Origin of the sequence: Cypionkella psychrotolerans, assembly GCF_001294535.1 — a bacterium.
GTDB classification, from domain to species: domain Bacteria; phylum Pseudomonadota; class Alphaproteobacteria; order Rhodobacterales; family Rhodobacteraceae; genus Cypionkella; species Cypionkella psychrotolerans.
The window spans coordinates 1-17,910 of record NZ_LGIC01000003.1 but is presented as its reverse complement, the minus strand read 5'-3'; the positions used below and the strand labels follow the sequence as shown (position 1 = coordinate 17,910).

The window sequence follows — 17,910 nt, the reverse complement described above, 5'->3', positions numbered from 1 at the left end:
CGCCCGCTGATGGCTTTTGACGAGGCTTTGGGCCTGCCAAAGATCGCGCACTTGACCAAACCAAGCCCCAACCCTATCGCGGATTTCATCCCGAAACCGCAGCTGACCCCCATAAGGACGCCTGACATGAGCAAACCGAAACTTCGCATCGGCCTGATTGGCACCGGCTTTATGGGCAAGGCGCATGTGTTCGGCTTCACCTCGGCCCCGCGGGTGTTTGTGCTTCCCTGTGATCTGGAACTGCATACGGTGGCGGATATCACGGATGATGCGGCAGCACGCGCGGCGCGGACTTTGGGCTTTTCAAACGCCACCTCTGATTGGCGCACCATCATCGCGGACCCCGAGATTGATCTGGTGTCGATCACCGCGCCGAATGCCCTGCACAAGGAAATGTCGCTGGCCGCGATTGCCGCTGGCAAGCATGTGTATTGCGAGAAACCATTGGCCCCGATGGCGGCTGACGCCTTGGAAATGACCCTCGCCGCCGAAGCTAAAGGGGTGAAAACCCAAGTCGGCTTCAACTACCTGTGCAACCCGATGCTGGCGCTTGCGCGGGATATGATCGCGGCGGGCGAGCTGGGTGAAATTCGTGGCTATCGTGGCCTGCACGCCGAAGATTACATGGCCGACGCCAATGGCCCCTACGGCTTCCGCCACGACCCGGCGGGCGGTGGGGCGCTGGCCGATATTGGCTCTCACGCGCTCGCCAGCGCCGAATTCCTCTGCGGTCCGATCACCCGGGTGATGGGCGACGTTGTGACGATGATCTCCGAGCGTCCCGATGGCAAAGGCGGTCGCAAAGCTGTGACGGTGGATGATGTGGGCCGCGCTTTCCTGCGGTTTGAGAATGGGGCGACGGGCTCCATAGAAGGCAACTGGATCGCCACCGGCCGCAAGATGCAGCATGATTTTGAAGTGTATGGCACCAAGGGGGCGCTGGCGTTCAGCCAAGAACACTTCAACGTTCTCAATTACTTCTCGACCGCCGATGCCAAGGGTCGCCAAGGCTTCCGCCGCATCGAGGCTGGGCCAGATCACGCCCCCTACGGCTTGTTCTGCGTCGCCGCTGGCCACCAGATCGGCTTCAATGACCTGAAGGCCATCGAGGTCGCAGGCTACATCAACGCCATCGCGGGCAAAGCGCCCGAGCCGTTCAACTTCCGCAAGGGCCTGCGGATTCAGACGCTTGTGGAAACCATCCAACAATCGTCGCAACAGCAAAGCTGGCTCGATGTGACCTAGGCCCGAGGCTGCAAACCATATGGGAAGCGCGCGGGCTGCACTGTCTGCGGTGGAAAGCGGGGTCGCACCCCGCTTTCAGATCTTGTCGAAACCGTCGCCCGCCGCAAGGAAGCCGCCGCTGACCCGCAGGGACTCGATTGCGCCATGCTGCTCGATTGGCGCGACGCCAGCGCCATGGGTCTTGATGCCACCAGAAATTTCGATCTCGCGTGCGGAACCGCCCGGCTTGATGCTGAGGCCGATGGCGGACAGGCTGATGACCTTGCCCTTGACCAGCGAGGGCCTGGTGCCGCCGAAGGTCTCGATGCCCCGGCGCACGACAAGCCGTCCGATGGGCTGGCTGATCTGGATTCCCTCCGCGCCATCCGCATGGGTGGTGATGCGGTCGAACTCGGCCAGATCGACCGTGCCGGTATAGACGTTGAAGTCCCGGGCGCCTTGGCCAAAGGTTTCAATCGGCGCGTTCACTTTCAACTCATGCACGATGCCGAAATTGACAAAACCGATGCCGCTGGGGCCATGCGAGGTGATCTTCGCCTCTGCGGTCCAGCGATCCACCACGCCGCAGTTGTCCAGCACGATGTCGTTGACGCCGTAAGTCATCACCGGGCCGCGATTGCGCACCACATCGACATGCGCGCCATAGACGGTGAACACCCCGCCGGTGATCTGGTCCGGCGTGCCCGGCGCAATGCCGCCATCGCTGTAAACCGCATCGGGTTCCAGCCGTCGCACGCTCAGCTTGCCAGCCTTGTCACCACCGCCGCTGACAAAGATACCGCAGCCACGCACCGGCGCGCCATCCCGGCCCGCCGAGAGGCCGACAAGATCGGCGCTGATGGTGACATCAGTGTCTTGCTGCATGTTCCACAGCGTGAACGCCCCCTGCAGCACAGCCATGCCATAGCCCTGCGGCCGATCTGTCTCGCCGCGCGCATCCGCCGACACGATATCAAGATCCTTCACGTCGACATGGCCACTGCGGACCTTGTCCCGTGCCAGAATTTGCACCCGCCCCGTGACGATGATCCCGCGCACCTCAATCCGCCCAAGGCTGGCAACCGAGGTGTCATTGAAGATCGCGCGTTTTTCCACCGAGGTCTGCAGGCGGATGCTGTGGATGCGGTTATCGGTGGACAGCTGAACCCCGTCGCGGCCCTCCGCGAACATGATGCCAGAGCCGGGGTCTGCGCCGCGCAGCGATTGTCCCGGCGAAAGGGTGATGCTGGGCGCGTTGGTCAAAGCGTCTTGCACCACAATCAGATGCGCGGTTTTATCCTTGTGCGCCGCAACCAGCGCCTAAAAAGATGCAACAGGTTTTTCCAGAGAAGGCATTTGGCATCTTCCCCGTTGTATAGAATGAATACCTCACATGTGCAGACTGCCTCCGGATCTAGTCAAGGCTCCTTTGCGCGCAAGCTTCGCCATCAAGCATCTGTGAAGCTAGGTCGGTCCGGCAGCCTGCCGGGACCCAGCACAGAAGCGGGTCATCCGGCTGGTCCTTATCCCGGATCGGGCTGTTTTTCGCCCGACAGATGGCCCGCAAACCTGCCTGACTGGCGCAGATGAACCTATTCCAGCGGCTGTTCCGGCCCGACGATATGCACCGCCAGCAGGCAACCGTTTGGCGTGTAGGAATTGTGCTCGGTGCCATCGCGGTAAAACACCAGATCGCCAGCGCGAAACACCGTGCCGTCACTTTCAATCAACTCGCCCTCAAGTATCAGGAACTGCTCATGCCCCATGTGGCGATGGCTGCGCGTCGTCATCCCCGCTGGCATCCGGTAGACGTGAAAGCCGGTGCCCAGCGGCAAATCCGTATCATGCTGCAAGATCGCATCGCCCAACGCCAGACCATCGGGATAGACAAATTCCTCAAACTTCGCGGTGTGGATATTGGCAATCCGGCGGTCGCCCGCTGCCATCGGTTTCATATTCAGGGTCATGTCAGCAGCCTTTCAGTTGGAAAAATGCGGCGCGCGATAGACTTCGCGGCCCTTGAACAGGGTCATCAGCACCCGCGTTTCGGCAATCGCATAGGGGTGGACGCTGTAGATATCGCGATCCAGCACGATCAGATCGGCAGAATATCCCGGTTTCAGCGCGCCCGTATAATGGCCCCGCCAGCAGGCGGCGGCGGCATGGGTGGTATAGCCCAAAACCGCCTCGGCCACGGTCAGGCACTGATCGGGGAAGAACGGCTCCGCCACCCCGCGCGCCCGTGGCGGTTCGCGCGTCACCGCCGTGCCGATAATCTCAAACGGGTTCAGCGTGGTCACCGCCCAATCCGAGTTGATGCAATAAGGCGCGCCTGCGTCGATCAGCGACCGGAACGCATAGGTCTGCGCCGCACGCGCCGACCCAATCATCAGCATGGTTTCATCCGGGATGATCGGATCGTTGCAGGCCCAAAGCGGCTGGAGGTTCGCCATGACGCCCAGCGCCGCAAAGCGCGGGAAATCGGCAGTATCCACCACCTGACAATGCGCAATCTGGTGCAGCGAAGGCCAAGCCCCATTCACAGCCCGCGCCGCCGCAAACCCGTTCAGCGCGGCATGGGTCGCGGCATCACCAATGCAATGGACGTGAATCTGAAACCGTTCCGCATCCAGCGCGGTAAACAACGCGTCGATCTGAGCTTGCGGGAACATCAGCGCGGCATTGCCCCCGGCGGTATCCGCATAGGGTGCCAGCATCGCCGCCGTACGGTTCTCCAGCCCGCCATCCAGGAAAAACTTCGCCGCGTTCAGGTGGAAATCCCGCCCGCCATGCGCCGCACGAAGCCTGCGCAGTCGGGTCATCATCGTCTCCACCGTATCGGCAGCCGTCACCAAACAAGCCCCCGCCACCCGCAGCGTCAACGCATCGCGGTCAAGCGCCCCGCTGTAAATCCGCGCATGATGATCCAGAATCCACGGATCAATCACCCCGGTGATGCCATGCTTGTTCGCCAAAGCCTGCCCCGCCAACACCCCCTGTCTGTGCACATCATCCCCGGTTTGCGGCAACCGTTGCGTGGCCCAGTTGATCGCCTCCTCATGCAGCATCCCCGTCGCCACGCCGCGCGCATCGCGCACGATATGACCGTTCAACGGGTCCGGCGTATCCGCCCCCACGCCGATCATCGCCAAGGCTGCCGAGTTCAAACAGGCGTTGTGAAAATTGCCATCGTAGATCAGGCAAGGCCGATCGGGCACCACCGTATCCAACACCTCGCGCGTCAGATTATGATCGCCAAAGAAGCCGCACTGCCAGCCCGCGCCCCAGATCATCGGCCCAGACTGCGCCGCCGTATGTGCCGCCATCACCGCCTGAATCTCGGCCAGCGTCACGCAATCATACAACTGCGCAGTTTCCACCAGATCCGTCCCGCCATTCAGCAAATGGATATGCGCGTCTTGAAACCCAGGCAGCACCAGCCGTCCGCCCGCATCAATCCGCCTTGCCCCCAGCGCGCGCTCCTCAGCAGCCTCGCCCAGCGCCACCACCAGCCCATCGCGCAACAGCACCGCCCCCGTCAGCGGACAGGCCGGGTCCATAGTGCGGATGCGGGCGTTGTAAATCAAAGTCTCAGTCATGGTGCTCCCCCGGCGGTACATCCAACGCCCGCTCGCGCAGCAAGGCCAGCGGATCTTGGCAATCTAAAGGCGAGCATATCCGATAAACCTCCAGCGCTGCCTCTGAAATTACCCCTGCCTGATACAAAGTCATCGCTGCCGCATAGCGCTGCCGCCCAGATCCCGGCAGACCCAGCGGAATATGCACCCCTTCAGTCATTGTCACGATACGCCAACCGCGCATCCGCATCGCGCCGCTTCTCGGATCGGTTCAACAGATACCCCGCCAAAGCCACACCACAACCGACCACCAGCACCGTCAATGTCGCCAAAGCGTTGATATCCGGCGTCACCCCCAGCTTGACCTTCGACCAGATCAACAGCGGCAAGGTGGTGTTGCCCGGCCCCGTGGTGAACGAGGTGATCACCACATCATCGAGTGAAATCGTGAACGCCAGCAACCAGCCCGACAGGATTGCCGGAAAGATCACCGGCAAGGTCACATCAAACAGCACCGCCCAAGGCTTCGATCCCAAATCCATCGCGGCCTCTTCAATGGCGCGATCCGCTTGCAGCATCCGCGACTGAATGATCGTGGTCACAAACACCATCGAAAAGGTGATATGCGCCAGCGTCACCGTGGTGAACCCACGCGCCGACGGCCAACCGAGGAATTTCGCCATCAGAATGAACAGCATCAGCGAGGATATTCCGGTGATCACCTCGGGCATGATCAGCGGTGCCGTCACCAACCCGGAAAACAACGTCCGCCCTTTGAACCGCCGGAACCGCGCGAGGGTGATCCCTGCCATCGTGCCCAATATCGTCGCCGCCGTGGCAGACGTGACCGCGATCTTCAGCGACAATAGAAGCGCCGCACCAACCTGCTTGTTTGACAGCAATGAGACATACCACTTGGTCGAAAACCCGCCCCAGACCGTCGCCAACCGCGATCCGTTGAACGAATAGACCATCATCGACAGGATCGGGATGTAGAAGAACGCGAAGCCAAAGCACATCACGGTGATCAGGAAGACGGGGCGGCGTCTCATGGTTCCTCTCCCGCTTCGGCCTTGGTCTGATAATGCGTGTACAGCATCATCGGCCCGACCATCAGCAGCAGCAGCGCAATCGCCACCGAAGCCGCCATCGGCCAATCCGAGGCCGAGGAAAACTCATCCGCAATCACCCGCCCGATCATCGGGCTGGACGCATCCCCCACCAGCGTCGGAATAACCAACTCCCCCGCCGCCGGGATGAACACCAGCATCGCGCCCGCGATAATCCCCGGCAGCGATTGCGGCAAAGTCACATCCAGAAACACCCGGAACGGGCGCGAGCCCAAATCCATCGCCGCCTCATCCAGCACCGGGTCCAACCGCTCCAGATTGGCATACAAAGGCAGGATCATGAATGGCAGGTAGGTGTAAACCATCACCAGAACCACCGCGAAATTGCTGTGCATCATCGGGATGCTCGACAGATGCCAGCCCGCCGGGGTCAGCAGGTTATAGGCATCAGTCAGCAGGCCATTGAACCAAGAATTCTTGCCCATCAGCCCCATCCACGCGTAAACCCGCAAAAGGAATGAGGTCCAAAATGGCAAAATCACCAGCATCAACAAGATGTTGCGCCAGCTTGCCGAAACCCGCGTCAAGGCCAGTGACATTGGGTAGCCCAACAGCAGACACAACACCGTCGCTGTCGCCGCGTTGCTCAATGAGACCAAAAACGCCCTTATATAGAGCTCATCATGCAACAGCCGGGAATAACCGACAAAGCTGATCCACGGATGATCACCACCATAGCCAAACGGCGGCGCGGTTGGCGTGCGGCTGCCAAAGGAAATCGCCAACACCAGACAGAACGGGATAAAGAAAAACAGCAGCAGCCAGACATACGGCAACCCGATGATCACATCGCGAAAGCCCCGACCCTGTAGCCAATGCGCGATCCGGTTGCGCATCATTCCACCAGCAAAATTGCCGCAGCCGGCGCGAAGCTCAGGTAAACCTGATCATCCCAATCCGGCCGCCCGCCCGCGCTCCGGCCTGCATTGACCGAATGCACCGAGATCAACTCGCCCGACGGCAAAGTGATGCGGTAGAGACTATCCTTGCCGAAATAGGCCAGATCCTTGACCTGACCCGCAATCACATTCGCCCCCTCGGGCCGCACCTGACTGATCACCAGTTTCTCGGGCCGCACCGCCAGCGTCACCTCTTGTCCGACGCTCAACCCCGGCACCGCGCGCGCCTGCACCTCCCCTTGAAACGCCGCGACCAGCACCGTCGCCATATCGCCCTCCACAGCCAAAACCTTGGCCGGAAACGCGGTGATAGAGCCGATAAACCCCGCCACAAACCGCGAATTGGGGTATTCATACACCTCGGTCGGCGCACCGACCTGTTTCACCCGCCCCTTGTCCATCACTGCGATCCGATCCGAAAGCGTCATCGCTTCCTCCTGATCATGCGTCACCACGATGAACGTAACGCCAGTGCGCTCTTGAATAGACATCAGTTCAAACTGGGTATGCTCGCGCAGCTTTTTGTCCAACGCGGCCAACGGCTCATCCAGCAACAGCAGCTTCGGCTGCCGTGCCAAAGCCCGCGCCAAGGCCACCCTCTGCCGCTGCCCGCCCGAGATTTGATGCGGTTTGCGATGCCCGTACGGCGTCAACTGCACCAGTTCCAGCATCTCGGCCACCCGTGCTTTGCGCTGGGCTGCCGTCATATCCTCGTGCTTCAACCCGTAGCCGACGTTCTTTTCCACGCTCATGTGCGGGAACAGAGCGTAGCTTTGGAACATCATATGCACCGGGCGCTGCCACGGCGGCACCCCCGCCATATCCTGCCCGTCGATGAAAATCTGCCCAGCGCTGGGCTCTTCAAACCCCGCCAGCATCCGAAGCAAGGTGGTCTTGCCACAGCCCGACCCACCCAACAGCGAGAAAATCTCGCCCTGCGCCACGGTCAACGATACGTCTTGCACGGCTTGAAATGTGCCGAATTTCTTCGACACATTGTCTATACGGATGAACGGATCAGTCACCCTAACCCGCCTTGATCTCGGCCCAAATCCGGGTGATTTCGCGATCCTGCTCCTCGGATTGTGGCGCGGGGGTATAAAGCCGCTTCAAGGTTTCCGCATCGGGGTAGACGGCCGGGTCCCCGGTGATCGCCGGATCGACCAGAGCCGTCGCGGCTTGGTTGGCATTGGCATAGCCGGTGAAATTGGTGCAGGCCGCAATCACATCAGGCCGCAGCAGATAATCAATAAACTTGTGCGCGCCTTCGACGTTCGGCGCATCACTGGGAATGCACCAGTTGTCAAACCACGCCGGAGCCCCGGTTTTCGGCACGAAATATTGCAGGTCGATCTTGATCCCCGCCTCTGCCGCCCGCGTCTTTGCCACGCCGTAATCGCCCGACCAGGTATTCGCCACGCAAATCTCGCCATTCGGCAGGGTGTTCAGATAGTTGGCATTGTCGAAGGTGGATACATATTGCCGGATCGGCGCCACCGCCTCGGCCATCTTGCGATACTCAGGCTCGCGCGCCGAACTGGCATCTAAGCCAAGATAGCTCAGCACCATGAAGCCAAAATCTGTCGGGCTATCCAGCAGCGAAATCCCGCAATCTGCCAGCTTCGCGGCGTTCTCGGGGTTCAGCAGCGTGCCCAAATCCGACAAATCCGCATCTGGCAGCCGTTCCTTCACCATGTCCATGTTGAAGGTGAAGCCCACCGAGCCCCACATATACGGCACGCCATATTGGTTGCCGGGATCAAAGCCCTCAACGATCTTCAAGATCGCCGGGTCCAGATTGGCCCAGTTGGTCAGCTTGGCACGATCTGGCTTTTGATACACACCAGCTTTGATGAAACTCGCCAGCTTCAGGCTCGACATCAGCACCACATCATAGCCGGTCGATCCCGCCAACATCTTGGCCTGCATCTCTTCCGCCGAGGCGTAAAGATCGTAAACCACGCCCACACCGGTTTCTTTTTCAAAATCCGCCAGCGTAGTCTCACCGATGTAGTCCGACCAGTTATAGACATTCACCGTCGTCGCCTGCGCCCAAGAAGGCCGGGCATAGGGCGCGGCCAAAGTGCCGCCAAGCAGTCCAAGCGCGTGGCGCCTTGTCAGTGTCATGGCCGTCTCCCTGATTTTATGGTTTTCATGCAGGTTAACCCTGCGATTTTGACTGGCAAATCAATTCGTCATTGCGTGCTGCGATTTCCGCTTCTGGCGGGGCCTTTGCCAAAGTCATCACCGGCATCAGCGCACGTAAGGAATCATGGTGCCGCTTCAGCCCATATTCGAGATCCGACAGATGAAAGCCCTCAAACGCGGTGGACAGCATCGACTCGTTCGACCAGATCGACAGTTGCTGATCCTCAGCCGAGGTGTCGCGGTCAATCCGATACGCCAGATACCGCGCCGCCTTCATGCGACGGCTTTCTACTGGCTGCCGATAAATCCGCCCCGTCACACGCGTCTTCCCCGGTGAGATCGGGATTTCCTGATAATACTGCACCGACTCCGGCGTGAAGGCGAACACCGCATTTGGAAACAGCCCGTAATAGGTCCACACCGTTTGCAAATGCTCGGGCAACCATTCCTGCCGCTCGGTGATCGCCAGATACATCTTCACCGACCACCGCCGCGCCGGGGCATCGCCAAACGTGCCAATCGACACATTCAACCCGCCATCGAGATGCAGATCGCGATAGGTCCGGCCATACAAATCCTGCAACGCCGGATGCGCCATCGGCACATGGTAGCCTTCATTGTCGACATCACGCACCGATTTCCAGTTCACCGGCAGTTCCGTCGCCCAATGCGGCATATCCAACGGCAACACGCCTTCGCTGCGATACCCCGCGAAATCGGCGGCATAGGGGGCCAGCATATCCGCCACCGAGGGCTGCGGCCCCGCAAAGAACCGGATGAAGATAAAGCCGTGGAAAATCTCCATCTCAATCGGCTTCAACCCAAACTGGCTCCGGTCGAGCGCGCCAAAGCTGGAAGGCTGCGCCGCCCCCCGCAACGACCCGTCCAGGTTGTAAACCCAGCCATGAAACGGGCAGACCAACGCGCCCTTGCAATGCCCCTTCTCGCCATCCACCACCCGCGCGCCACGATGGCGGCACAGGTTGTGAAACGCCCGCACCACGCCATCCTGGCCCCGCATCACCACAGCGCGCTCGCCCAAAAGGTCAAACGCCAGCCAATCGCCGGGATTGGCCACGTCGTTCAAATGCCCCACCACCTGCCAATGCGTCAGGAACAGCCGCTCACGCTCCAGCGCGAACATCGCCTCGGAATGATAGGTCCAGGCCGGAAGCCCCCGGCGATCCCAGTCATTCGGCACAGTCATGCTGGCTGCATCATGTTGGGTCATCAGCTGACCTCCATTTCTTGTAAAAGCCATTGGTGAAAGCGGTGAATCTCATATTCCTCGGGCATCAACGTGCCACCGCGATAAGCGGGCGAAAGCATCCCCCGCTGGTTCATCTCTGCCGCTTCGCCATCCTGCCGCAGCACGATCTTGGCGAAATCAGCGACCTCTGTCGCATCAAACCCCGGCTGCGCCAAAGTCTCAGGCGAGAAATGCCACTCCACCACCAGCGCCGTGCGCAATGGCCCCAGCGGCACGATCCGCACCGAACGCACATGATCAACATGCGCCACCACATAAGCCGTCGGCCAGAAGGTGACGAACTGATACCCCGCCGCCCGCTCCGCTTCCGTCAGCCCCGCAAACACCGGACCACAAGCCGCCCCGTCAGGCGTCCAGCTTTCCGCCCCAAGCTTGAGGTTCCCCGAGGGCACTTCCCCCGCCCAACCCACAGCCTCCGAAGCCGCCATAATCCCCTGCCCATAAACAGGCACCAACTCGCACAATTCAGGATGTATCCCCGGACAATGCAGACATTCCGAGTAATTCTCCCAGAACACCTTCCAGTTACAGGCAATCTCCGCCCGCCAGACATGCCCCGTCACCAAAGCATCCATCGGCCAATGATCCAGCACGCCCAAATCCACATCCGCCACCAAATCGCGCGGCTGATCGGCGGTATTCAGAAACAAAAACCCCGCCCAAACCCGCAAAGCCACGGGCAGCAACCCATGCTCCGCCTTCACGAAATCCGCTGTAGGCACGGCATGGCCCGTCGCCACCAACCGTCCGTCATCCGCCGCATAGGCAAAGGCATGATAGGGGCAGCGGATCAGCTTGCCCAACGGCTCCACCGCCTCGCGGCACAGTTCCGACCCGCGATGCCGGCAGCTGTTGTGGAACGCCGAAGCCCCACCCGCCGCCGCCCGGCACACAATCACATCCGCAGCGCCCACCTGCACCCGTCGCATCATGCCCCGACCAAAATCCTCCAGCCGCCCGACGCAAATCCAGTTCTGCGCGAACACCGTTGCCATCTCGCGCGCATACCACTCCGCATCGGCATAAACCGTCGCCGGAAGCGTCGCAGGGCAGAACTCCAGTCGTGGCGAAGATAGAGGCGAGACCTGAGTCATGGCGAACCATTGCTGTTTCCTGATGCTCGCAAGATTCTGACTGGTCTGTCAATCAGAATTTGTATAGCTTACCAAAAGCGATATTTCAGCTAAGAAAGCGCCATGAATCACGCACCCACCATTCCCCCGCCGCGCAAACTGTCGCGCGAAACCCGCCGCGCCCAGGTGATTGAGGCCACCATCGACGTGCTGGCCGAGCAGGGCTATGCCCGCACCACCCTCACCGATGTCGCGCGCAAGGCGGGCATCTCGCATGGCCTCGTGAACTTCCATTTCCAGACCAAAGACGCGCTTCTGGCCGAAACCCTCGGCTATCTGTCCGACGAATACCGCCAGAACTGGCACACCGCCCTAGAGGCCGCCGGACCATCCCCTGCCCACCAACTCGACGCCCTGATCCGCGCCGATTTCGAACCCGCCATATGCACCCCAGCCCGCCTCTCCGCATGGCTGTCGTTCTGGGGCGAGGCGCAATCCCGCCCGCTCTACCAAGCCAAATGCGGCGAGAATGACCGGCTCTACATCGCGAAACTGGAACAGGTCTGCGCCGCCCTGCTGGCCGAAGGCCGCTACCCCGGCGACCCCACCCTGATCTCCCGCGTCCTGCGCGTCACCTCCGAAGGCGTCTGGGTCGACCTGATCTCCACCCGCGAGCCCTACAGCCCCACCGAGGCCCTGCAAACCGTCCACGCCGCCGCCATGGCGTTCTTCCCAAGGCATTTCGGCGCGGAGGGGTTGTTGTAGGGGGCGCAGCTAAAACGCTTCCAAACACACAGAACCCTTAACTGGCGAGCGTTTTCAGGCCACGGGCGAGAGTGGCGTCACTGTGAACCTACAATGACTAATGCTGCACAATCAGCGTAAGAACGGCTAAACGTATTACTCTCTTAGTTCCTTCGACAAATCATGACCTAGAAAAGCAAGAGGGTGTTTTCTGGAAAACTCTTTAGAAAGATAGTACACTTCATAAGCCTTCACAGCAAAATTGGCCACAGCAAATAATCCTCCAACTACTCCAACTGCAGCTGGCACTATTGATTGATCACTTCCTAGAGCTTCTTCAATTTTTGGAATACTTAAGGCAACTGATGGAAGAAAACTTGCAAGAACTTTCCAATCTGCCGCAATCGATATCATTCCTTTTGCAGTATCAATACCATGCTTTTTTGCTTCTGATTGGTATTCATCTATTGCAAGCAGTAGTCGATCCTCAAAGCCGTCCTTATGTGGACGCAGGAACTCTGGCGCCTCCACAGACAACCTACGAAGCCTCTTTCGCGCCATATCATCACGTCTTATATCAATAATTTGTTCCCAGCTAGTTTTTGAAAGATCCAGCACCGGGGCATCAATGATCGATAGTTCGATTGAGGTGTTATGAAATTTTCGCTCAGGCATATCGAATTTTGGCATATATATCGAGGAGTTATCGAATCCAAATCGCTTCTGCAACTGATTCAAACGATCCAATGCACCACCATTGAAACTTTTGAGTCTCTTATTTTCGTTAAAATCAATGAATGCCAGTGCTTGTTGCGTAATATGATACTTTTGCAAGATGTATTGCGCATTATAGAATGCACCCTGAGCTTCACCACCTCTATTTGCCTCTTGAATATCGTGCGTCGCCATCACGATTTCATCGATCGCATCGTCAATACCTGCGCTTGTTATATCCCCTTTGGACTTTCCAAATAGAAGATCCGCAAATGTCTCACGATTGGCTTCATAGCCTCGAGTCAAACATAGATCGATATCATTTACGAATTTCGATGGCGCATTTTCACTTTCGTAGTATGATTGGTAGCCCCCATCTTCGGGGTAGACATTGTAGTCAATAAACTCGATCGGGTTGAAAGGCAAAACCCTGTCAAAAAAAAGCGCACAGGCCTTTAGATTGCTTAGAGATGTACAAGTTTTCAATTGCTCCAAATCCGCCTCCAATACACAAAGAACCTATTTTTGACACTTAGCGCGAGCACCGCCTAAAGATGTGTCAAAACCATGCCAATAGGATGGCGCATAAATCTTCAGCGCAACTTCACCTCTTCCTACCACAAGAAATTTGGCTGACCATCTGGAAACCGACAGCCATGGAGCGCTGCGGACGACCAAAGCGTTCGCATTACCATCGTACCGCTGCCTTCGCTGGCTCGAGGCATTCCATTGCGCCGTTGCGAGGCAGTTTCGACTGCCGCTTCCCCAGCCCGACCCTCAAAACTGGTTAACCCTTCATTAAAAAATTCGTAACCCCCTGATCCAAAACCATAAACCCAAGGTCCCAACTCGGGACCGTGGCTTAAACCCCAAATCCCACCCCCTTCACAACCGCGTGCCACCCCTCCGAACCACCCTTGCACCCGCCCGGACCTTGGGGGATTGTCCCGCCATGCCCTCCGCCCGCATCCTCCCCCTGATCGTCGCGACAGCCCTGCTGATGGAGAATATTGACAGCTCCGTCCTCTCCACCTCCCTGCCCCAGATCGCCAAAGATCTGAACTCCGATCCGATCCACCTGAAGCTGGTCCTCACCACCTACCTGCTCGCCCTCGCCGTCTTCATCCCCGCCTCCGGCTGGATGGCCGACCGGTTCGGGGCGCGCAAAATCTTCCGCCTCGCCATCGTCGTGTTTGCCCTAGGCTCCATCGCCTGCGCCCTCTCGACCAACCTGATCGAACTCGTCGCCGCCCGCGCCCTGCAAGGTCTGGGGGGCTCGATGATGACCCCGGTGGGCCGCCTGATCGTGCTGCGCGGCACCCCGCGTGCTGGGCTGGTGGGGGCGCTGGCCTGGCTGACCGTGCCCGCGCTTTTAGGCCCGGTTCTGGGACCCCCCTTGGGCGGCTACATCACCACCTACTGGGACTGGCGCTGGATCTTCTGGATCAACATCCCCATCGCCGTGCTGGGCGTGATCCTTGCCACCCTGTTCATCCCAGACCTTCGCGAACCTGAACCGCGCCGCTTTGACACCGCGGGCTTCCTGCTGCTTGGCCCCGGCCTTGCGGGATTTCTGACCGGCGCGACGCTGATGGGCCTGAACCTTGCCACCCCGCTGGCCGTGTTCGGCTTGACTGCCACGGGTGCCGGCCTGATCGCCCTCTACGTCCGCCACGCCCTGCGCACCCCCGAGCCGATGGTCGACCTGCGCCTGCTGGCTCTGCCCACCTTCCGCATCTCTGTCACCGCAGGCACGCTGTTCCGCGTCGGAGTCGGCGCCCTGCCCTTCCTGCTGCCCCTAATGCTGCAACTTGGCTTCGGTCTGAACCCGTTTCAATCCGGTATGATCACCTTCGCCTCAGGCATCGGCGCACTGGTGTTGAAATTCGCCGCCCAACCGATCCTGCGCCGCTTTGGCTTCCGTCGGGTATTGTTGGTCAACGCGCTGATTTCCTCGGTGTTCATCCTCGCCCCGGCCAGCTTTACCCCGCAAACGCCGTGGCTGCTGATGCTGGGCGTGTTGTTCGTGGGCGGCCTCTCGCGATCCCTGCAATTCACCTCGGTGAACGCCATCGCCTACGCGGAAGTACCCTCCGAGCGACTGTCCTCGGCCACCTCTTTCACCGCCGTGCTGCAACAACTTTCCGGCTCTATCGGCATCACCTTGGCCGCAATGACGCTAGAGGGCGCGGGCTATTTGCGCGGCACATCGGCCACCGATCTGGGCAACTTCCCCGTGGTGTTCATCGTAATCGCCTTGCTGTCGCTCTCCTCCGCCATGATCTTCGCCAAGCTCTCGCCGCAAGCTGGGTCGCAACTGGTCCGCGCCGCCGCCGATTGACCTGCTTGGATTGACAGCAGACGGCTTTCCGCCGACTCTGACCAAAACGAAAGGCCCGCGCGTGGACATTAACCTGACCTTTGAGCGCCCCGAAGAAGGGCCGAAATCCGGCCCCGTCACCATCGGCTGGTTTCTGACGCAAGACAAAGGCGCGGTGCTGTATGATCCGCCCGAGCGGGTGCTGTTTCGCCAAACCAACAAGACCCATGCCAAATCGGCCAGCCGGTGCCCGGCGGTGATCCAGTTGGAAAGCCGCTATTTCATGATCAAATGCCCATTTGACATGCACCTCGGCTTTGGCCGCGACGACAAAGGCAAACCGCATCTGATCAATCGGGCCGGGGCGGCCTCGACCATCCGCGCCAACAAGCTGGGTGAGGTGATGACTTTGGTGTCAGAAACCGAATGGCGCTACCCGGATCGCCCGACCGTGCAGATGTCGCTGCCCTACTGCTTTATCGCGGATGAGCTGGTCTATATCACCCAGCTTTCCGCCTTTGCCCACTATCGCCGCGAACAACTTCCCGGCACGATCTTTGGTGGCCGCTTTCCGTTGAACATCTGGCCGCGCCCGCTGATGTGGGCATTTGAGTGGCATGAGCCCGAAAAGGATATTATCCTGAAACGCGGCGAGCCTTTGTTCTACTGCCAGTTTGAAGCCGAAGGCCCGGATCGGCCGGTCCAGGTGATTGAGGCCGAAAAGACGCCTGAATTGCAGAAGTATCTGGAGCAGATTGGTGGCGTGGTGAATTACGTCAACCAGACCTTTGGGCTGTTCAAAGCCGCTGAGGCGCTGCGGCCGAAGAAATTGCTGACGCCGAAGGAACGTGGGTAGGGTGGGTGCAACCCACCGCTCGGACCGCCGGGTTGCACTCACCCTATGCGTTTGCCTGAAAAGGGGTTTTCCATGCGCTGCTTTCTGGAAATCTACGATCTTGCCAGCGAAACTTCGCGCGTTGTCTTGCAAACGGATCGCCACATCGAGGCGCCAAATTGGGACCCTTCCGGCGAGACCTTATTGATCAATGCCGAGGGGCGGTTGTTTCGCGTGGCCCTTGATGCCCCTGCGCTGGCCCCGGTGGAAACCGGCGTGGCGGTGAAGCTGAACAACGACCACGGTATCAGCCCGGATGGCAGCCAGATCGTGATTTCCTCGCATCATGAGGGCCAAGGCTCGCAGATTTATCTGCTGCCTGCCAAGGGGGGCGATCCGATCAGGATTTCGCCCGAGGCCCCAAGCTGGTGGCATGGCTGGTCAGCGGATGGTAAGGTGCTCGCCTATGTTGCGGCGCGGGGCGAGAAGAAGGTGATCGACGTCTACACCTTGCCTTTGGGGGGCGTTGAGTCGCGGTTGACCATGGGGGAAGGCCATTGCGATGGACCTGACTTCTCCGCCGACGGTCGCCAAATCTACTACAACTGCGACCGCGACGGCCACGCGCAGATCTGGGTGATGGCGGCGGATGGCACGGGTCAGCGCAAGCTGTTCGCGGATGACTACGTCAACTGGTTCCCGCACCCCTCACCCGACGGTCAGCACCTGCTGTATCTGGCCTATCCGCCCGGCACGCTTGGTCACCCGGCAAACCTGCCCGTAGCACTCTGCCTGTGCGACCTCCGAGGTGAGAACCGCCGCCGGATTTTAGAGTTCATCGGCGGCCAAGGCACAATGAATGTGCCAAATTGGGCACCGGATTCCAGCGCCTTCGCCTATGTGCGTTACGAACCCTGAATAGGGCCAACCTGAAGCGGAGTTGGCGGCCGCACCCCCATCATCCGGTGGGTGTTGCTCCAGACCGAGATATAGACCTCTGCCGTCCCACTGGGTGACAAATGCTCAGGCGTCAGGCCGACAATCCGCACCCGCAGATGATCGCGGTGGCGTAGGGGTTCGGTCATAACAGCGGTCGCGGCTGGCCCCAACTGGCCCAGATGCCGCAGACTGCGACGCGGCAGCAGCCCCAGCAAAGGCCGCTTCGCCTGCGCGTAAATCCCGATCTTGCCATCCGTTTGCAACTGCAACTCTGCCGCATCGCCAATGCACAAGCCACTTTTGCCGATATGTAGCTGCAAGTCTTGCACCGGGGCCTTGTGAATCAATACCTGCAAAATATCCTGCATCCGCGCTGCCTTTTTCTAGTTCTGGTTTCCGATTGGGCTGCAAACCCGTCGCAGGGCAAGACCGTTCGGCCCCCCGCAGGTTGCAAACACCAGAACGGGCGGCATCGTGCCGACCCCATCTGCTCGAATAGGCGGATTCGTGTTCTTATCTGCGCAAACCCAGCATAAATTTGCCAGAGGGCGGATTCAACTTTCAAGTGCAACGTTTGATCTGAAGGCCGCGAGTTCTTCGGCCATGGCTTCTTCGGGTGTTTTCCATCCGAGGGTTTTGCGGGGTCGCTGGTTCATCATGCGCGCCACGTCGTTGAGTTCGGTCTGGCTGATGGTGCTCAGATCGGTGCCCTTGGGGAAGAACTGGCGCAGCAGGCCGTTGGTGTTCTCATTGCTGCCGCGCTGCCAGGGGGCATGCGGATCACAAAACCAGATGTCGATCTTCAGTCGACGCGCCAGCTCCGGGTGGCAGGCCATCTCGCTGCCCCGGTCGTAAGTCATCGACCGGCGCAGCACGGCAGGCAGGCGTTTCATCTGGCGGGTAAACCCCTCCAACGCCGCGTCAGCGGTGCAGCCGCGCATTTTGCTGAGAATGAGAAAGCGGGTCTTGCGCTCGACCACCGTGCCCACCGCCGAGCGGTTGAAGGCGCCCTTGATCAGATCGCCTTCCCAGTGGC

18 protein-coding genes are annotated in these 17,910 nt (G+C 59.7%); 5 read left to right on the top strand and 13 right to left on the bottom strand.

Annotated elements, in window-relative coordinates; genetic code table 11:
- The first annotated feature begins 126 nt into the window (after positions 1 to 126).
- Entirely contained in the window at positions 127 to 1,245 is a 1,119-nt protein-coding gene (locus AKV04_RS00145) for a Gfo/Idh/MocA family protein (protein ID WP_054004518.1), read from the top strand.
- A gap of 75 nt (positions 1,246 to 1,320) precedes the next feature.
- Here AKV04_RS00145 and AKV04_RS00140 read toward each other — a convergent pair whose 3' ends face one another.
- The 10 genes from AKV04_RS00140 to AKV04_RS00095 form a co-directional block, all read right to left on the bottom strand.
- Positions 1,321 to 2,487, bottom strand: a complete 1,167-nt coding sequence (locus AKV04_RS00140) for a hypothetical protein (RefSeq protein ID WP_156317274.1) — start codon at positions 2,485 to 2,487, stop codon at positions 1,321 to 1,323.
- Positions 2,488 to 2,816: 329 nt separating this feature from the next.
- A complete protein-coding gene (locus tag AKV04_RS00135; RefSeq protein ID WP_235815486.1) occupies positions 2,817 to 3,191 on the bottom strand; it encodes a cupin domain-containing protein in 375 nt (124 codons plus the stop codon).
- Positions 3,192 to 3,203: 12 nt separating this feature from the next.
- Positions 3,204 to 4,823, bottom strand: coding sequence for an amidohydrolase (locus AKV04_RS00130; protein WP_162232808.1), 1,620 nt, complete (start codon positions 4,821 to 4,823; stop codon positions 3,204 to 3,206).
- Positions 4,816 to 5,028, bottom strand: a complete 213-nt coding sequence (locus AKV04_RS00125) for a hypothetical protein (protein WP_202905535.1) — start codon at positions 5,026 to 5,028, stop codon at positions 4,816 to 4,818. The genes AKV04_RS00130 and AKV04_RS00125 overlap by 8 nt, the downstream gene beginning before the upstream one ends.
- A complete protein-coding gene (locus AKV04_RS00120; RefSeq protein WP_054004468.1) occupies positions 5,015 to 5,854 on the bottom strand; it encodes an ABC transporter permease subunit in 840 nt (279 codons plus the stop codon). The genes AKV04_RS00125 and AKV04_RS00120 overlap by 14 nt, the downstream gene beginning before the upstream one ends.
- Positions 5,851 to 6,768, bottom strand: a complete 918-nt coding sequence (locus AKV04_RS00115) for an ABC transporter permease (protein ID WP_082351464.1) — start codon at positions 6,766 to 6,768, stop codon at positions 5,851 to 5,853. The genes AKV04_RS00120 and AKV04_RS00115 overlap by 4 nt, the downstream gene beginning before the upstream one ends.
- Positions 6,768 to 7,856, bottom strand: coding sequence for an ABC transporter ATP-binding protein (locus AKV04_RS00110; protein ID WP_202905534.1), 1,089 nt, complete (start codon positions 7,854 to 7,856; stop codon positions 6,768 to 6,770). Before AKV04_RS00110 ends, AKV04_RS00115 begins: the two co-directional genes overlap by 1 nt.
- Before the next feature lies 1 nt (position 7,857).
- Entirely contained in the window at positions 7,858 to 8,958 is a 1,101-nt protein-coding gene (locus AKV04_RS00105) for a polyamine ABC transporter substrate-binding protein (protein ID WP_054004465.1), read from the bottom strand.
- 34 nt (positions 8,959 to 8,992) lie between these two features.
- The gene (locus tag AKV04_RS00100) at positions 8,993 to 10,210 is read right to left on the bottom strand and encodes an aromatic ring-hydroxylating oxygenase subunit alpha (protein WP_054004464.1); all 1,218 of its coding nucleotides are present in this window, start codon (positions 10,208 to 10,210) and stop codon (positions 8,993 to 8,995) included.
- Positions 10,210 to 11,343, bottom strand: coding sequence for an aromatic ring-hydroxylating oxygenase subunit alpha (locus AKV04_RS00095; RefSeq protein WP_054004463.1), 1,134 nt, complete (start codon positions 11,341 to 11,343; stop codon positions 10,210 to 10,212). Before AKV04_RS00095 ends, AKV04_RS00100 begins: the two co-directional genes overlap by 1 nt.
- Before the next feature lie 102 nt (positions 11,344 to 11,445).
- Between AKV04_RS00095 and AKV04_RS00090 the strand changes: the two genes are divergently transcribed.
- Positions 11,446 to 12,087, top strand: coding sequence for a TetR/AcrR family transcriptional regulator (locus AKV04_RS00090; protein ID WP_054004462.1), 642 nt, complete (start codon positions 11,446 to 11,448; stop codon positions 12,085 to 12,087).
- A 135-nt stretch (positions 12,088 to 12,222) separates the two neighbouring features.
- Here the strand turns inward: AKV04_RS00090 and AKV04_RS00085 are convergent, their stop codons facing one another.
- Positions 12,223 to 13,275, bottom strand: a complete 1,053-nt coding sequence (locus AKV04_RS00085) for a hypothetical protein (RefSeq protein ID WP_156317273.1) — start codon at positions 13,273 to 13,275, stop codon at positions 12,223 to 12,225.
- A 457-nt stretch (positions 13,276 to 13,732) separates the two neighbouring features.
- On the opposite strand from AKV04_RS00085, the gene AKV04_RS00080 reads away from it, so the two are divergent.
- The 3 genes from AKV04_RS00080 to AKV04_RS00070 all read left to right on the top strand — a co-directional run bounded on the left by AKV04_RS00080 (position 13,733) and on the right by AKV04_RS00070 (position 16,853).
- Positions 13,733 to 15,121 (top strand): DHA2 family efflux MFS transporter permease subunit, encoded by a 1,389-nt coding sequence (locus tag AKV04_RS00080; RefSeq protein WP_054004460.1) that lies wholly within the window; start codon positions 13,733 to 13,735, stop codon positions 15,119 to 15,121.
- 61 nt (positions 15,122 to 15,182) lie between these two features.
- Positions 15,183 to 15,956, top strand: coding sequence for a hypothetical protein (locus AKV04_RS00075; protein ID WP_054004514.1), 774 nt, complete (start codon positions 15,183 to 15,185; stop codon positions 15,954 to 15,956).
- A gap of 72 nt (positions 15,957 to 16,028) precedes the next feature.
- Positions 16,029 to 16,853 carry a TolB family protein gene (locus tag AKV04_RS00070; RefSeq protein WP_054004459.1) on the top strand — a complete coding sequence of 275 codons (825 nt, stop codon included), beginning with the start codon at positions 16,029 to 16,031 and terminating at the stop codon, positions 16,851 to 16,853.
- Here AKV04_RS00070 and AKV04_RS00065 read toward each other — a convergent pair.
- A complete protein-coding gene (locus tag AKV04_RS00065) occupies positions 16,841 to 17,242 on the bottom strand; it encodes a hypothetical protein (protein WP_054004458.1) in 402 nt (133 codons plus the stop codon). The two genes, AKV04_RS00070 and AKV04_RS00065, sit on opposite strands and share 13 nt — an antisense overlap.
- A gap of 186 nt (positions 17,243 to 17,428) precedes the next feature.
- Positions 17,429 to 17,910: IS30 family transposase (locus tag AKV04_RS00060; protein WP_156317272.1), on the bottom strand; the 482-nt coding region annotated here is incomplete at its 5' end.

What these genes read in the sequence shown, in the direction of transcription:
- AKV04_RS00145 (WP_054004518.1), top strand. Translation starts at nt 127, where the DNA reads ATGAGCAAACCGAAACTTCGCATCGGCCTGATTGGCACCGGCTTTATG.
- AKV04_RS00120 (WP_054004468.1), bottom strand. Translation starts at nt 5,854, where the DNA reads ATGAGACGCCGCCCCGTCTTCCTGATCACCGTGATGTGCTTTGGCTTC.
- AKV04_RS00115 (WP_082351464.1), bottom strand. Translation starts at nt 6,768, where the DNA reads ATGCGCAACCGGATCGCGCATTGGCTACAGGGTCGGGGCTTTCGCGAT.
- AKV04_RS00130 (WP_162232808.1), bottom strand. Translation starts at nt 4,823, where the DNA reads ATGACTGAGACTTTGATTTACAACGCCCGCATCCGCACTATGGACCCG.
- AKV04_RS00100 (WP_054004464.1), bottom strand. Translation starts at nt 10,210, where the DNA reads ATGACCCAACATGATGCAGCCAGCATGACTGTGCCGAATGACTGGGAT.
- AKV04_RS00065 (WP_054004458.1), bottom strand. Translation starts at nt 17,242, where the DNA reads ATGCAGGATATTTTGCAGGTATTGATTCACAAGGCCCCGGTGCAAGAC.
- AKV04_RS00105 (WP_054004465.1), bottom strand. Translation starts at nt 8,958, where the DNA reads ATGACACTGACAAGGCGCCACGCGCTTGGACTGCTTGGCGGCACTTTG.
- AKV04_RS00080 (WP_054004460.1), top strand. Translation starts at nt 13,733, where the DNA reads ATGCCCTCCGCCCGCATCCTCCCCCTGATCGTCGCGACAGCCCTGCTG.
- AKV04_RS00070 (WP_054004459.1), top strand. Translation starts at nt 16,029, where the DNA reads ATGCGCTGCTTTCTGGAAATCTACGATCTTGCCAGCGAAACTTCGCGC.
- AKV04_RS00135 (WP_235815486.1), bottom strand. Translation starts at nt 3,191, where the DNA reads ATGACCCTGAATATGAAACCGATGGCAGCGGGCGACCGCCGGATTGCC.
- AKV04_RS00090 (WP_054004462.1), top strand. Translation starts at nt 11,446, where the DNA reads ATGAATCACGCACCCACCATTCCCCCGCCGCGCAAACTGTCGCGCGAA.
- AKV04_RS00095 (WP_054004463.1), bottom strand. Translation starts at nt 11,343, where the DNA reads ATGACTCAGGTCTCGCCTCTATCTTCGCCACGACTGGAGTTCTGCCCT.